Origin of the sequence: Pseudarthrobacter cellobiosi (assembly GCF_023913755.1) — a bacterium.
In the GTDB taxonomy this organism is placed as follows: Bacteria; Actinomycetota; Actinomycetes; order Actinomycetales; family Micrococcaceae; genus Arthrobacter; species Arthrobacter cellobiosi.
In genome coordinates, this window is sequence record NZ_JAMXBJ010000045.1 from 1 (window position 1) to 13232 (window position 13232).

General features: G+C 66.1%; 17 protein-coding genes. 9 read left to right on the top strand and 8 right to left on the bottom strand.

Annotation, left to right across the window (positions count from 1 at the left end; genetic code table 11):
* Positions 1-98 precede the first annotated feature (98 nt).
* Positions 99-335, top strand: a complete 237-nt coding sequence (locus tag NG696_RS11320; RefSeq protein WP_056341782.1) for a hypothetical protein — start codon at positions 99-101, stop codon at positions 333-335.
* Positions 336-472: 137 nt separating this feature from the next.
* Here the strand turns inward: NG696_RS11320 and NG696_RS11325 are convergent, their stop codons facing one another.
* From NG696_RS11325 to NG696_RS11335, 3 genes are all read right to left on the bottom strand, one after another.
* Positions 473-760 carry a MoaD/ThiS family protein gene (locus tag NG696_RS11325; protein WP_252575421.1) on the bottom strand — a complete coding sequence of 96 codons (288 nt, stop codon included), beginning with the start codon at positions 758-760 and terminating at the stop codon, positions 473-475.
* Positions 753-1898, bottom strand: coding sequence for a WD40/YVTN/BNR-like repeat-containing protein (locus NG696_RS11330; RefSeq protein WP_252575423.1), 1146 nt, complete (start codon positions 1896-1898; stop codon positions 753-755). The genes NG696_RS11325 and NG696_RS11330 overlap by 8 nt, the downstream gene beginning before the upstream one ends.
* A gap of 77 nt (positions 1899-1975) precedes the next feature.
* On the bottom strand, positions 1976-2176 hold the full coding sequence (locus NG696_RS11335) for a hypothetical protein (RefSeq protein WP_252564664.1): 201 nt from the start codon (positions 2174-2176) through the stop codon (positions 1976-1978).
* 282 nt (positions 2177-2458) lie between these two features.
* Between NG696_RS11335 and NG696_RS11340 the strand changes: the two genes are divergently transcribed.
* The 6 genes from NG696_RS11340 to NG696_RS11365 all read left to right on the top strand — a co-directional run bounded on the left by NG696_RS11340 (position 2459) and on the right by NG696_RS11365 (position 8009).
* A complete protein-coding gene (locus tag NG696_RS11340; protein WP_252564595.1) occupies positions 2459-3103 on the top strand; it encodes a hypothetical protein in 645 nt (214 codons plus the stop codon).
* 102 nt (positions 3104-3205) lie between these two features.
* A complete protein-coding gene (locus NG696_RS11345; protein WP_252575424.1) occupies positions 3206-3940 on the top strand; it encodes a class F sortase in 735 nt (244 codons plus the stop codon).
* 60 nt (positions 3941-4000) lie between these two features.
* Positions 4001-4519: a universal stress protein gene (locus NG696_RS11350; protein WP_252575425.1), complete on the top strand. Its 519-nt coding sequence runs from the start codon at positions 4001-4003 to the stop codon at positions 4517-4519.
* Between the two features lie 332 nt (positions 4520-4851).
* Positions 4852-5199, top strand: coding sequence for a metal-sensitive transcriptional regulator (locus tag NG696_RS11355; protein ID WP_252564601.1), 348 nt, complete (start codon positions 4852-4854; stop codon positions 5197-5199).
* Positions 5200-5261: 62 nt separating this feature from the next.
* Positions 5262-5492 (top strand): heavy-metal-associated domain-containing protein, encoded by a 231-nt coding sequence (locus NG696_RS11360; RefSeq protein WP_058930688.1) that lies wholly within the window; start codon positions 5262-5264, stop codon positions 5490-5492.
* A 24-nt stretch (positions 5493-5516) separates the two neighbouring features.
* Positions 5517-8009 carry a heavy metal translocating P-type ATPase gene (locus NG696_RS11365; RefSeq protein WP_252575427.1) on the top strand — a complete coding sequence of 831 codons (2493 nt, stop codon included), beginning with the start codon at positions 5517-5519 and terminating at the stop codon, positions 8007-8009.
* A 19-nt stretch (positions 8010-8028) separates the two neighbouring features.
* Here the strand turns inward: NG696_RS11365 and NG696_RS11370 are convergent, their stop codons facing one another.
* Positions 8029-8301 carry a DUF2277 domain-containing protein gene (locus NG696_RS11370; protein WP_252575429.1) on the bottom strand — a complete coding sequence of 91 codons (273 nt, stop codon included), beginning with the start codon at positions 8299-8301 and terminating at the stop codon, positions 8029-8031.
* 245 nt (positions 8302-8546) lie between these two features.
* On the opposite strand from NG696_RS11370, the gene NG696_RS11375 reads away from it, so the two are divergent.
* Positions 8547-8810 carry a WXG100 family type VII secretion target gene (locus NG696_RS11375; RefSeq protein ID WP_104062917.1) on the top strand — a complete coding sequence of 88 codons (264 nt, stop codon included), beginning with the start codon at positions 8547-8549 and terminating at the stop codon, positions 8808-8810.
* A gap of 157 nt (positions 8811-8967) precedes the next feature.
* On the opposite strand, the gene NG696_RS11380 is transcribed toward NG696_RS11375, so the two are convergent.
* Positions 8968-9972 carry an EamA family transporter gene (locus NG696_RS11380; protein WP_252564607.1) on the bottom strand — a complete coding sequence of 335 codons (1005 nt, stop codon included), beginning with the start codon at positions 9970-9972 and terminating at the stop codon, positions 8968-8970.
* A 70-nt stretch (positions 9973-10042) separates the two neighbouring features.
* On the opposite strand from NG696_RS11380, the gene NG696_RS11385 reads away from it, so the two are divergent.
* Entirely contained in the window at positions 10043-10588 is a 546-nt protein-coding gene (locus NG696_RS11385) for a CGNR zinc finger domain-containing protein (RefSeq protein ID WP_252575430.1), read from the top strand.
* Between the two features lie 86 nt (positions 10589-10674).
* Here NG696_RS11385 and NG696_RS11390 read toward each other — a convergent pair whose 3' ends face one another.
* From NG696_RS11390 to NG696_RS11400, 3 genes are all read right to left on the bottom strand, one after another.
* Entirely contained in the window at positions 10675-11046 is a 372-nt protein-coding gene (locus NG696_RS11390; protein ID WP_252564611.1) for a hypothetical protein, read from the bottom strand.
* Between the two features lie 107 nt (positions 11047-11153).
* Complete coding sequence (locus NG696_RS11395) at positions 11154-11744, bottom strand: hypothetical protein (protein WP_252575431.1); 591 nt, start codon at positions 11742-11744, stop codon at positions 11154-11156.
* Between the two features lie 25 nt (positions 11745-11769).
* Positions 11770-13122 carry an MATE family efflux transporter gene (locus NG696_RS11400; RefSeq protein WP_252575432.1) on the bottom strand — a complete coding sequence of 451 codons (1353 nt, stop codon included), beginning with the start codon at positions 13120-13122 and terminating at the stop codon, positions 11770-11772.
* Between the last annotated feature and the right edge of the window lie 110 nt (positions 13123-13232).

A 13232-nucleotide genomic window follows, 5' to 3' on the forward strand; every position in this document is an offset into this window, starting at 1 on the left:
AACCCCGCCGGCCGTTGGCTCCTGCCCAAAAACGATCCGCCACCATCTCGAAGGAAAACCCGTCCCAACGCTTGACAAAAAACATAGGGACACCCCCCATGTTGAAGGAAGCCAAAGCCCATGTAACACGAGTCCGCGCCCTGGACCAGCTCCACCGCGGCGATGAAATCGAAGCCCGCCTCTCTGTGGGGCCCAGCTACGACGACGTGGTCATCCGCCGCGGCCGTGTCCAGGAGACAGCACCGGGAATCGGCGTTGTCTGGATCATGGACCATCACACTGGCTCGCGGAAAGCGATCAATACGGACGAATGCAGCGTCTGGCGGATTGCCTGACCCAGGTTTACCGCCACGGCGGAGAACCTCCTTGCGGAATCTTGCACCACAAATCTTGCACCGCGGAGTCTTGCACCGCGACGGCGGGCGCAGTCAGTCAGGACTGCCCGCCGGACCGCCCGAGAGATACTTCGGTCCTAACCTCCGGCCACCGACTGCATGACCAGCACCTCCTGCCCGGCCGACACCTCGGTTTCCAGGCCCTGGAGCCGGCGCACCTCATCGCCGGCTACGTAGATATTCACGTACCGGCGAAGCGCTCCCGTTTCGTCCCGCAGCCGCCTGGCCAGCACCGGGTAACCCCCGGTCACCGTATCCAGCAGGCTTCCCACCGTCACCGTTCCGTCGGCGGGCGCAGTTAGGATGGACTGCCCACCGGCCAGCGGCTGGAGAATGCTGGGTAGTACCACGCTGATGTCAGGCACCGCGGGCCGCCGCCGTTTCCGGAACCGGCAGTCCAGCCGCGGAGACCACGGCGGCGCGGACACACAGTACGTCGGGGAGATGGCTGACAACCTCTGCAAACGTCTCCCCTTCATCCGCGCTGGCGTACACCGTGCCGCCACGGGTTCCCAAGTAGACGCCGGCCGGCTCGGATGAATCCACGCCCGCGGCGTCGCGGAGGACGCTGTTGTACTCACCCTCGGGCAGGCCCGTATCCAGGCGCTTCCAGGTGGCCCCGGCGTCGTCCGTTCTGTGCACGGCCAGCTTTCCCTCCGGCGGGATCCGCTCGCCGTCGGCCTTGAGCGGCACAACCCAGGCGGTGCCCTCCCGCCGCGGATGCGTCAGCATCACAAAACCGAAGTCCGCAGGAAGGCCGTCGGCGATGGAGTTCCAGTTTTCGCCGTTGTCATCCGTGCGGTAGACGCCGTGATGGTTCTGCGCGTACAGCCGTCCTTCCACCGCAGCATCCGCCGCGATCTTGTGGACGCACTGGCCGAACTCAGGATTGGGGTCCGGCATGAAGTACGCCGAAATGCCTTTGTTCCGGGGCTCCCAGGAGGTCCCGCCGTCGAGCGAGCGGTACACACCACCCGTGCTCATGGCGACGTGGACGTTGTCCCCGGCCGGATTCACTACGATGGAGTGGGCGGCGGCGCCGCCGTAGCCCGCACCCCAGTCGCTGCGATGAGGATGGTCCCACAGCCCGCGGTTGAGCTCGAAATGCTCGCCGCCATCGATGGATTTCCAGACCGAAATCGGTTCGGCACCTGCCCACACCACCCCTGGCCGCGACTCTGCGTCCGGGTAGATCTGCCAGATGCGCTCCACTGCCGCGCCGGTGTCTTCGGGAAAGGTAATGGCGCCCTGTTTGGGTTCGGTCCAGGTGGCGCCCAGGTCATCGGAGTGGGCCACCGTAGGGCCCCAGTGCTCGGACCTGACGCCCACCATGATCCGGGTACGGCCTTCCCGTGTGTCGATCCCGATGCTGGGGATTTCGCTCATCAGGAAATGCGGGCCGGAGAAGGACCATTGTTTCCGGTCCTGGCTGGTGGCCAGCCAGAGGCCTTTTTTGGTCCCGATCGCTAAGACATAGTTCTCTACGGTTGCCATGCACCCCATGCAACCACCCCGACCGGAGGGCCGCAACGCTTTTCTTCGCTACGTGGACTGGTCCGGCGTGGCCGGACCGCGCCCTGTCAGTCGACGAATTCGGACTGCGTCTCGATGAAATCCCAGTCCGCATCGGTGAGCACAGCCACCGGGGTATCCGGATGCGGCCCGCCGGCTTCGGCGATGCCCTGCAGCACCGGCAGCGGCAGTTCCGCCGCACGGAGGTTTTCCCTCAGCCATTCCTTGGTTTGCAGGTTCAGATCCAGCCACCACATGTAGATTTCCATGCCGGTCACGCACCTTTCGTATGCTCCAACGTTAGGCGCCGCCCTGTCCACGTTCAAGGGTGGAAAACTCCAGTAGCGGGCTCCCATTTCCGCGTACACGCAGGTAACGACGCAGGTCAAAGGCGGAAAAAGACGAGTACCCGCTACTCGCGACCGCGCCCGTCCGGCGCCCCTAGCCTGAACCCACAAGCAAACCTGATCATGCTGCTGGGGGCATTCAGAACCGTCACTTCTCCCTTGCCGCCATGGTCCTTTCAGAACAGTCGGGGGAGACGAAAAACCATGAAACGAACTTTCGCAACTTTGGGAGTGGTGGGGCTGGCGATGCTCAGCGTCACGGCCCCGGCCAGCGCGGCAGACAACTTCACTCTTTGCCACAACGGGCACACCATCAGCATTGACCTTAGCGGGGTGAACGGCCTGGGTGCCCATAGCGGACACTCAAGGGACATCATCCCGCCCAATGCGCTGCTGCCTGGCGGATTGAACTGGGACCTTCAAGGGATGGCGGACTTTGCCAATGACTGCGAGGCCGTGACGCTGCCGCCGGTTGTGGTCGATCCGCCCGTCGTCGTGGACCCACCGGTTGTGGTCGATCCGCCCGTCGTCGTGGACCCACCGGTTGTTGTGGACCCACCGGTTGTTGTGGACCCACCGGTTGTTGTGGACCCACCAGCAGTGGTGCCTGCGGCAGCGGGCGCAGTCACACCGGCCGCACAAACGCCCGCACCGAAGGCAGCCGCTGCCAAGGCGCCCGCCGCAGCAGCAGCCGCTGTCAGCCAGGGCACCAACCAGGGCTTCAACGCGCAGACCTCAGTGGGCGGAGCCGAGAGTTCTCCTACCTGGCTCGCGGGCCTGGGCGTGATGCTCGGCGCCGGTGCACTGGTGGCCCTACGCCGCAGGTCCCTGGAACCAAAGGCAGACTAGGCCACAGCTCGGACTGGGCCGAGCTGACACGCAGGGCGCCCCGCCAACTCAAGGCGGGGCGCCCTTCCTGTAAGCACACTTTCCAACAGCCTGAGGAGAATTGTGTCAAAGCAAACCGGACGGCACGAAGTGCCGAAACGGCCCCGCGGCTGGAACCGCGGAGACATCGCCATCCTGACCTGCGGCGTCCTGGGCTTCCTGTCCTTCACGTTCGGTGGACCGCTGCTGGACCAGCAGGGGGCCGCAACACCAGGAACAAATGCTGCTGCCTACTCTTCCGGAACGTCGTCCATCCAACTGCCGTTGCCCCTGGCCGTTTCGGGCCTTCCGGCCGTACCGTCTGCATCCGCCCCAGCTGCAGCTGCGCCCGTGGCCACCGGCCCGGTCCTCCCGGAGGCTTCGGCCCCGCAGCGGATCGTCTATCCGAAAGCTGCGATGGACACGGCCGTGCATCCGCTGGCGCCGGACAGCACCGCCGTCGAAAGCCAGACAATCGTGCCGCCCACCACCATGGACGGGTACTGGCTGACACCGTTCGGGACTCCGGGCAACGGATCGGGCAACACCACGTACATCATCGGACACAGCTGGGAGGGCCGGGACGCCCCGTTCAACCACCTCAGCTCCGCTGCCGTCGTCGGCGACACCTTCGACGTCGTCACCGCGACCGGCACCATCCCTTACCGGGTGGACAGCGTCACCACGTACCTCAAGGACAGCCTCAAGGACAGCCCCATCTGGGACATGGTGCCCAGCCGTGTGGTCCTGATCAGCTGCTACACGGAAGACCCGTGGGGGAAGAACGTGGTGGTCTCGGCGTCCCCCGCCGCCGCCTGACACGGCCACGCACCGTCGGCCCCCTGTTCAAGCGGCGCCGCGCAGGCACAGAATGGTGCTATGAGTCCCGAACGGTTCAGTGGTCCGCCTCCGTTGCTGGTGGGCGTGTTGCCCCATCAGCACCCGGAAGTGCTGAAGACCGCCACCTCCCTGGCGGCCAAACTGGCAGCGCCGTTGCTGTGTGCCTATGTTGACGAGGCCAGCTACCTGGTCGAATGGGATCCCACCAGATCCGCGCACCGGCTGTCGCTGCACCCGGACAAGGACGACGACGACATCCGCTCCGTCACCACTGAGCTCAGGGCGGTGATCGCGGGAGCCGTGGCCGACGCCGCGACGTCGGGCACCCCCGTGGATTGGACGCTGCGGACCCTGGCGGGGGATCCGGGCCGCGCCCTCGCCCGGCTCGCCGCGGAAAACAACTCCTCCATGATCATCGTGGGAACCTCGGAGCGCGGCCTGACCCACCGGATCTCCGAACTGCTCAACGGATCAGTGGGACTCTGGCTAACGCATCATCAAAGCCGGCCGGTGCTGGTGGTTCCCTACCGGAGACCGGCCCATCAGGACGAAGCCTGAACAGGGAGCTGAGACGTTGGCCTGAGCTGGCTGCCTGGCCCACACGGGCGGTTTTCGGGTGACCGAAATAATAAAGCGAAAGTAGTTATTCGAGGTGGTAGCGGACGGCGGTACCGGCAAGTAAGCTAATTCAAGCAGAACGATCCGGCCGCAACGGCCGGGTGAATCTGCCCAAATGCTGCTCCGGAGTGCGTATCCCCCAATAACGCACTCCGGAGCTTTTTTGTGCCCTTCCATCGCCACACCGGTCCCGGACTCGTGGTGCTCCTCCCCGAATTGGATACCCCATGGGGGTACTTGCCTTATACCCACATGGGGTATATGTTGGCAGCATGGAACCTTTGCAGGACACCTTGACCACACACACTGGTACCGCCCCGGCGCCTCCGCATGGCTACACCGCCAACAAGGAGGCATACCTGCGCAGGCTCAAACGCATCGAGGGCCAGGTCCGCGGCATCGCCCGGATGGTGGATGAGGACAAATACTGCATCGACATCCTGACCCAGGTCTCAGCGGTCACCAAGGCCCTGCACGCCGTGAGCCTGGGACTTGTGGAAGAGCACATCGGCCACTGCGTGGTGGGCGCCGCCGGGGAACCCGATCCCGCCCTTCGCGCTGAAGCCATAGACGCCAAAGTCAAGGAAGCTACAGAGGCCATCGGCCGCCTCCTGCGCTGACCACTTACCACCTGCCACCCATTCACGGCCGGCCACCGCCGGCCCCTTTGAAGGAGCCAGCCATGAGCACCACCTCCACTACCGTCAACGTGTCCGGCATGACCTGCGGTCACTGCGTTTCGTCCGTCAGCGAGGAACTCGAATCGCTCGCCGGAGTTGAAACGGTCGACGTCGAACTTAACGCCGGCGGCATTTCCACCGTCACCATCACCTCAAGCCAGGAGCTGTCGCCGTCCGAGATCGGCGAAGCGGTAGCCGAAGCCGGCTACCTGGTTGTTGCCAACGACGCGTAACGCCGTCCGATCAGGGGATCCATCATGAGTACAGACCATCTCCATGACCAGCCCCAAAGCCGCGTGGTTGAACTGGACATTGAGGGCATGACGTGCGCCTCCTGCGTGAACCGCGTGGAACGAAAGCTCGGCAAACTAGACGGCGTCGAAGCCTCCGTCAACCTGCCGCTGGAATCCGCCCACGTCACCGTCCCGGCTGGCATCACGGACCAGCAGATTGTAGACACCGTCAACGCCACCGGCTACAAGGCAACGGTCCGACCCGCGCGCTTCCCAAGCCAAAGTGCCGGCCACGAAGCGGATACACTCGGCCTGCCCGCGAGCGCCGACTCCGGTGGCATGCGGCAGCATGCGTCTAAGGTGGGCCCACGGCGGCAGGGTTCCTTGGCCGAGCTAGCGAGGCCAGGGGGCCGCCGGGGAGGCACGAGCGAGCATGCAGAGCATGACTCCGACGGTGCCGCGAATGGTGACCACGCGGAGCATGGCGCCGAAGGCGGCACGCAAGGTGACCACATGCAACACGGTCCCGCCGCCGCCCAGTTCGTGCCGCGGCTGATCGTGGCGGCGTTCCTGACGGTTCCGGCGTTCCTGATTTCGATGGTTCCGGCACTGCAGTTTCCCAACTGGGGCTGGGTGGCCGGGGCCTTGGCACTTCCGGTGGTCAGCTGGGCGGCCTGGCCCTTCCACCGCGCTGCGGCCGTCAATGCGCGCCACCTGGCGTCCACCATGGACACGCTGGTGTCCATCGGCGTCGCTGCCGCCTACCTCTTCAGCCTCTGGCAACTGGCCCTGGATCCCCGCATGACCGAGCACCCGGCCATGGAGGGGATGGAATCGGGTGGCCTGTACTTCGAAGTGGCCGCCGTGGTCACCACGTTCCTGCTCCTGGGCCGGTTCCTGGAAGCCAACGCCAAACAGAAGGCCGGCGACGCCCTCAAGGCATTGCTGAACCTCGGCGCCAAGGACGCCACCATCCTTCAGGACGGCTCCGAACACAAAGTCCCCGCCGACCAGCTCCGCGTGGGAGACGTCGTGGTGGTCCGGCCCGGCGAAAAAATCGCCACGGACGGAGAAGTGATCGACGGCATGTCAGCTGTGGACGCCTCCCTGCTGACCGGCGAATCCGTCCCGGTGGAGGTGGAGCGCGGGAGCAAAGTCACCGGCGCCACCATCAACACTTCCGGGCGGCTGCTGGTCCGGGCCACCCGCGTGGGCTCCGAAACGACGCTGGCACAAATGGCCCGGCTGGTCTCGCAGGCACAGACCGGCAAAGCCCCCATCGCCCGCCTCGCCGACCGGATCAGCGCCGTCTTTGTCCCGATCGTCCTGGCCATCGCTGCGCTGACTTTTGGGCTGTGGCTCGCGTTCAGCGGCCCGGCGATTGAGCCTGCCGAGCTCAGGGCCGCTTTTACCGCCGCGGTCACCGTCCTGGTCATCGCCTGCCCGTGCGCCCTGGGGCTTGCCACTCCCGTGGGACTGCTCACCGGAACCGGCCGGGGAGCCCAGCTGGGCATCCTGATCAAGGGCCCGCAGGTCCTCGAAGACACCCGCACCGTGGACACCATCCTGCTCGACAAGACCGGCACCGTCACCACCGGAAAACTCGCTGTGGGCAGCACCCTCGCGTTTGGCGGTTACCAGGGCACGGACGTGCTGCGGCTCGCCGGCGCCGTCGAGGCGGCTTCGGAGCACCCGATCGCACACGCCATCGCGGCCGCGGCCGTTGAGGCACAAACCGGGCACGACGACGGCGGGCGGCTCCCCGCCGTCGAACACTTCCGTTCGGCACCCGGCGGCGGAGTGGTGGGAACCGCTGAAGGGCGCGTGATCCTGGCGGGCCGCACCGGCTGGCTCACGGAGAACGGCGTCCGCCCTTCCGGCCCGCAGCAGGAGGCCCTGGCCGCCGCGGAAGCAACCGGTGCCACGGCCATCTGGGTGGCGGTGGACGGCACCCCGGCTGGAATCATCAGTCTCCGCGACACCGTGAAGCCGGGATCCGCGGAGGCTGTCGCAAAGCTGAAGAAGCTCGGGCTGCGCCCCATCCTGCTGACCGGGGACAACGCCGCGGTGGCCGCGCAGGTCGCTGCCGCCGTCGGCATTTCCCCTGACGATGTTTATGCAGGGGTTCTGCCTGCCGGGAAGGTGGACGCCGTCCGCCGACTCCAGGCGGGCGGGGCCATTGTGGCGATGGCCGGCGACGGAGTGAATGACGCCGCCGCGCTGGCGCAGGCTGACCTGGGCATCGCCATGGGATCCGGTACGGATGTGGCCATCGAGGCGGCGGACCTCACCGTCATGGGCAATGACCTGGGACAGGTGGCACAGGCCATCGAATTGTCCCGGCGGACGCTGGCCACCATCAAGACGAACCTCTTCTGGGCATTCTTCTATAACGCCGTCGGCATTCCTGTGGCCGCCCTGGGCCTTTTGAACCCGATGCTTGCCGGTGCTGCGATGGCAGCGAGTTCCGTCCTAGTGGTGGCAAACTCGCTCCGGCTGCGCAGCTTCGGCAAGTAGTCCTCAGGCGGTTAGGTCCTCAGGCGGTGCCGAAGCGCACGGCCGCGCGGGCCCTGGCCTTGGCGGCTTCTTCGTCCCGGTGTTTGGCGGGAGCGTGGGTGACCAGCGAATCCAGCAGGTGTTGGGTGATCTGGGCGATCTCGTGCACCGCCGCTTCGAAGGCGTCCTCGTTGGCCTTGGACGGCTTGGTGCTGCCGCTGACCTTGCGCACATACTGCAGCGCGGCGGCATGCACTTCCTCAGAGGTCGCATGGGGTTCGAAATTGTGGAGGGTACGGATATTCCGGCACATATGCCCATGCTAGGCTCTGGAACGCCTCGGATCGACCCCCAGCCCACCGGTGATCGAGCTTGTCAAGATTCGGCCGGCTCAAACCACGGGGAGCTGTGGCCCATGGGGAGTGGTGCATGGGCAGCGGTGCCCATCGACAGTGATTTGGGGCCGGGATAGGTTCTAGGTAATGGATCTTCCGGATGAGCCGGGGGCCGCTGGGGATGCCGATCTGGATCGGATCCAAGACAACGAGGAGAAAACTGATGGCAATGTGGGGCGCAGATGTAGAACAGCTCAGGACTCTTGGCAGCAAGCTGCAGGCCGGTGCCGGCGAGATCGAGCAGCAGAGGTCCAACCTGACCCGCGTGCTGGACAGCACCAACTGGAAGGGCCCGGACGCCGACCACTTCCGCGGCGAATGGTCCGGCACCCACACGGCGGCGCTGAACCAGGTCATCCAGGCGCTGAAGGACGCGGGCCAGAAGGCCACGAAGAACGCCAGCGAGCAGGACCAGGCTTCACGCTAACCGCAGAATCCCTACTGCGAGGGCCCGGACACTGCACAGTGTCCGGGCCCCGCGGCATTTAACGGCCGGGCACAACGAAACGGTGGGGCGACGGCGGTGCCCCGAGCTGTGGCACCTGCCCTTCAGGGCAAGTCCTTCAGGGCAAGGCGGCCGGCACTCAGGGCACAGGTTCGACGTCGTTCGCGTGGTCCAGTGGGGCTGGCGCACCGACAGTTGCAGCGGCCGTGCCGGAGCGCAGCTCGTCCAGCCGGACCAGAACCACCCCGCCGACAATGAGGACGCCGCCCAGGAGTTGGATGGCGCCGGGCAGCTCACCCAGAAGCAGCCAGGCCCAGGTCACGGCGAACAGCACTTCGGTCAGCGAGACGAAGGATGCAACCTTGGAGCCAAGGGCGCGGGCAGCGACAATGCCGGAAATGTACGCCAGGACTGTTGCCAGGATGACTAGGCCACCCAGGGAGACCCACCAGGGGGTGATCCAGGGGCCGAGCCTGGTATCCGCGGTGCTGAAGGCCATGGGAAGCAGTCCCGTGGCGGCCGCCAGCCACATGACGGCTGACCCCACCAGCAGCCCGGCGGATGCCAGGACGATGGGCGGCAGGGAATCATTCTCCTTGGCAGTGATGAAGAAATAGATGGCAAGGCACACGGCAGCGGCCATCCCCCACAGGACCCCGACGATGTCGATCTTGACCGTTCCGGTGAGGTCCAGCACGAGGACCAGGCCGCCGAGCGACAGCACTGTTCCGCCGAAGGTCAACGCGCGTGGCCGCTTCTTGCTGGCTCCCCACAGCCAAAGCACGATGAGGACGGGAGCCAGGTATTCAAGCAACAGCGCTACACCCACGGAAAGGCGGGCTACCGCGTTGAAGTAAAACAGCTGGCAAGCGGCCACGCCGATCAGGCCGAAAAGACCGATGGTGACCCAGTTGTCGCGCAGCTGGTACCACCGTCCGCGCAGAGCCAGAACGGCAGGAACGGCGAGAATCAACGCAGCACCGGTCAGGCGGGCCGTCACGGCAGCGCCCGGGGACCAGCCGGTTTCCAGGAGCGCTTTGGCGAAGGAGCCGGAGAGCCCGAAGACGGCAGAAGAGAACAACGCGATTCCGAGGCCGGAGCCAAGGAATCCGCCCGCGGCTGCGGGGTTAGGGGCGGCAGTCACCGACGCCTCCTGTCAGGAGTAAAGTGGGGTAATGGTCCTGACACTACGCCCGCCCCAGTAAGGAGTCAAGATGGTCTTTGCCCCTGACACCGAAATAGCCCTGCGCGCCGCGGTCAACCTGATCAACACCGCCGCCAACGGACGCGAATCGCTCGCCACGGTGGCGGATCTGGATGGCTTCCTTCACTCCGAAGGGTTCAGTGGATCCCGCGCCGGCGATGCGGCCGAGCTGTCGAGTGTCCACGAACTGCGCGGGCGGCTTGCCGCCCTCTGGACCGCGGACGAAGACTCTGCTGTGGCGGGCGTCAACCGCCTGTTGCGCGAGGCCAACGCACTCCCCCAGCTGATGAAGCACGATGAGTGGGACTGGCATCTGCACGCCACTGCCAGTGACGCGCCGCTGGCAGAGCGAATGGGCACCGAAGCCGCCATGGCCCTGGCGGACGTCATCCGGAGCAAGGAGATGGACCGCATGCTGGTGTGCGAGGCCGAGGACTGCGATGCCGTGGTCCTGGACCTCAGCCGCAACCGGTCGAAACGGTACTGCGACACCGGGAACTGCGCCAACCGCGCGCACGTGGCAGCGTACCGGGCGCGGCAGGCGACTGCTCGCTGAGCCTAGGTTCAGTGAATAAGGTTCGCTGATCCAGTGCCGGGGCCAGGCCCGGCGCGCGAGGAACCGGCGCGCGAGGAACCGGTGGGCTAGGGGTGGCTGGAGCCGTTGCTGTCGGCGTCCGGAGACTCAGGAGCGCCGCCGGTCTGGCTTGGGCCGTGTCCCCCGAATCCATGGGACGGCTTCCGCGCTGAACTCAGGTTGACGCCGGACCCCTTGCCCAGATGTTCGGAGTTCTCCTTGTGGCTCATGGCCAGCATGGCGGCGATCACCAGCGTTACGATGAACGCAATGCCGGCGCCCGTGAAGGCGAGGTCGAACCGCGGGGTCTTCGAGCTGCCGCCGGAGGCGAAGATCAGCACCGCGACGAAGGCGAGGACGGCCCAGAACGCGGAGAACATCAGAGGCCCCTTCACCGAGGTCCGCAGATTGCGCGGTTTTCCTGGTTTCTGGTCTGCCAAGGTAGTTCCTCTCCTACAGCCATGCCGAAAGGCGTGCTGGTTCGAATGTGTGCGGGGGGTTGTTCCGGGCGTCTTTTCTACGCCGGGTAGAACCTTTCGCTTCTAGTTTACGGCTTCGCGGAGGCGGGCCGGGAATCGTGCCTTAGCGTCAACCCGGACAGGGCCCACAGCACACCGGAGATGATGGCCCCGCCGCCGGCGACGCCAAGCAGGGCATGGGCTCCTAGGCTGATGAAAAAAGGCAGGATCGCCGCAGTACCAAGCCCGATGATGCCCGAGGCCAGCCAGTCGCGGGCCAGCACGTGCCGGCCGCGATACTTGAGACCGCAGTACAGTTCCACCGCTCCGGCCAGGCCAAGTCCCACCGCCGCGACGACGCCAAAGACGCGGTCCCCGTAAAGCAGCGCCAAGGCAACACCTGCGCCTGCCAGGGCGGCCCCTGCGGCGGAGAGGATTTTGCCGGGCATGCCATCACGCGCGTAGCCGGTCTTCGGGATGGCCCAGAGCAGCAGCAGGCCCGTGACCAGCAGATAGAGCCCGCCCGACCATCCCATGACCTGGACCGATGGCCCGGCCCAGAAAATGGTCACGGCACCGAACACCAGTGCGGCCAAGGCCCGGAGCAGTACCGGCTTCCACAGGTCTGCCTGCTGGGCGGTGCCGGAGGGAGCATCTGTGGGTGTCAGTGGTTGGTTCACCGGTCCAGTTTAGTGGCCGCCAGCCCTATGGCGAACCCAGCACCATCCAGCGGTCCGACCGGGCGCGCAGGCCCAGCGTCAGCGCCCGGGCGGCCATATACCCCAGCGCAAAGGCGGCCCACAGCCACACGAGGCCTGCAGCGGCGGACATGCCGGAGACAGCAACGGCCACGAGCATGGGGACGTAGACAGCGAGGTTGACCACGCCCGCCAGCGCCAGGTACTTGGCGTCTCCGGCGCCGATCAGCACGCCGTCCAGGACAAAAACATAACCGGCAAGAGGCTGACCGGCGGCCAGGATCCACAGGGCGTAAGTCAGCACGGACTGGACGCCGGCGTCGGAAGTGAACAGCGCCCCCGCCCAGGGCGCGGCGACGGCCAGCATGGCTCCCGTGACCACGCCGAATCCGACACCCCAGCGGATCATGGTCCGGGTCAGGTGCCGCGCCCTGACGGCGTTGGAGGCGCCCAGTTCCTTGCCGATCAGGGCCTGGGCGGCGATGGCAAGGGCATCGAGGGCAAAGGCGAGGAACGAGAAGATGGTCATGGCCAGCTGGTGCGCGGCCAGGTTGACGGCACCTTGCCCCGTGACCACAAAAACCGTCGCCAGGATGGCAATGCGCAGGCTCAGCGTGCGGAGCATGAGCCACGAACCGACGCGGGTCATCGCGCGGATACCGCTCCAGTCGGGCCACAGGCCGATGCCATGCCGGGCGGCATTTCGCTGGACCATCACCAGATAGACGGCCGCCATGGCCCATTGCGCCATGCTGGTGCCGGCCGCCGAGCCTGCGACGGACCAGTCCAGCCCGTAGACCAGCCACAGGTTGAGGATAATATTCAGGGCAAAGCCTGCGGTGGCCACGAGCAGCGGCGTCCTGGTGTCCTGCAATCCGCGGAGCACTCCGGTGCCTGCAAAGATGAGCAGCATGGCCACCAGGCCGGGCATGGACCAGCGGAGATAGTCAACAGCGAACGAGCGAACGTCAGCCTCCGCCCCCATCAGGGACACCAGGGGTTCAGCGGCCCAGAAACCGGCCACCGCCAGAACTATGCCCAACAGAAGTGCCAGCCAGACGCCGTCGCGCCCTGCGGCGAGTGCCTTGCCCAACTGGCCGTGTCCCATCGCGCGGGCCACCGCCGGAGTGGTGGAGTAGGCGAGGAAAACCATCAGGCCGACGGCGGTGTGCAGCACGGCGGAAGCGAGCCCCACGCCGGCCAGCTGGGCCACGCCAAGATGGCCCACAATGGCCGAATCCGCGAGCAGGAAAAGCGGTTCGGCGATCAGTGCGCCGAACGCCGGAACCGCGAGCCGCAGGATTTCCCGGGCATGGCTGGCGGGACGCTGGACGGCAGCGGGGGCGGATTGGTTGGGCACAGTTTCAGCCTAACGGCCGGAACCAACCACCTGGCGGCCCCGCTTCCGTGACGCCGGAAGTCATGACAAAGGACACAATGGTGGACGGTTAGTTGACACTTCAACTAATG

What these genes read in the sequence shown, in the direction of transcription:
- NG696_RS11320 (WP_056341782.1), top strand. Translation starts at nt 99, where the DNA reads ATGTTGAAGGAAGCCAAAGCCCATGTAACACGAGTCCGCGCCCTGGAC.
- NG696_RS11365 (WP_252575427.1), top strand. Translation starts at nt 5,517, where the DNA reads ATGAGTACAGACCATCTCCATGACCAGCCCCAAAGCCGCGTGGTTGAA.
- NG696_RS11350 (WP_252575425.1), top strand. Translation starts at nt 4,001, where the DNA reads ATGAGTCCCGAACGGTTCAGTGGTCCGCCTCCGTTGCTGGTGGGCGTG.
- NG696_RS11370 (WP_252575429.1), bottom strand. Translation starts at nt 8,301, where the DNA reads ATGTGCCGGAATATCCGTACCCTCCACAATTTCGAACCCCATGCGACC.
- NG696_RS11355 (WP_252564601.1), top strand. Translation starts at nt 4,852, where the DNA reads ATGGAACCTTTGCAGGACACCTTGACCACACACACTGGTACCGCCCCG.
- NG696_RS11340 (WP_252564595.1), top strand. Translation starts at nt 2,459, where the DNA reads ATGAAACGAACTTTCGCAACTTTGGGAGTGGTGGGGCTGGCGATGCTC.
- NG696_RS11330 (WP_252575423.1), bottom strand. Translation starts at nt 1,898, where the DNA reads ATGGGGTGCATGGCAACCGTAGAGAACTATGTCTTAGCGATCGGGACC.
- NG696_RS11360 (WP_058930688.1), top strand. Translation starts at nt 5,262, where the DNA reads ATGAGCACCACCTCCACTACCGTCAACGTGTCCGGCATGACCTGCGGT.
- NG696_RS11375 (WP_104062917.1), top strand. Translation starts at nt 8,547, where the DNA reads ATGGCAATGTGGGGCGCAGATGTAGAACAGCTCAGGACTCTTGGCAGC.
- NG696_RS11335 (WP_252564664.1), bottom strand. Translation starts at nt 2,176, where the DNA reads ATGGAAATCTACATGTGGTGGCTGGATCTGAACCTGCAAACCAAGGAA.
- NG696_RS11385 (WP_252575430.1), top strand. Translation starts at nt 10,043, where the DNA reads ATGGTCTTTGCCCCTGACACCGAAATAGCCCTGCGCGCCGCGGTCAAC.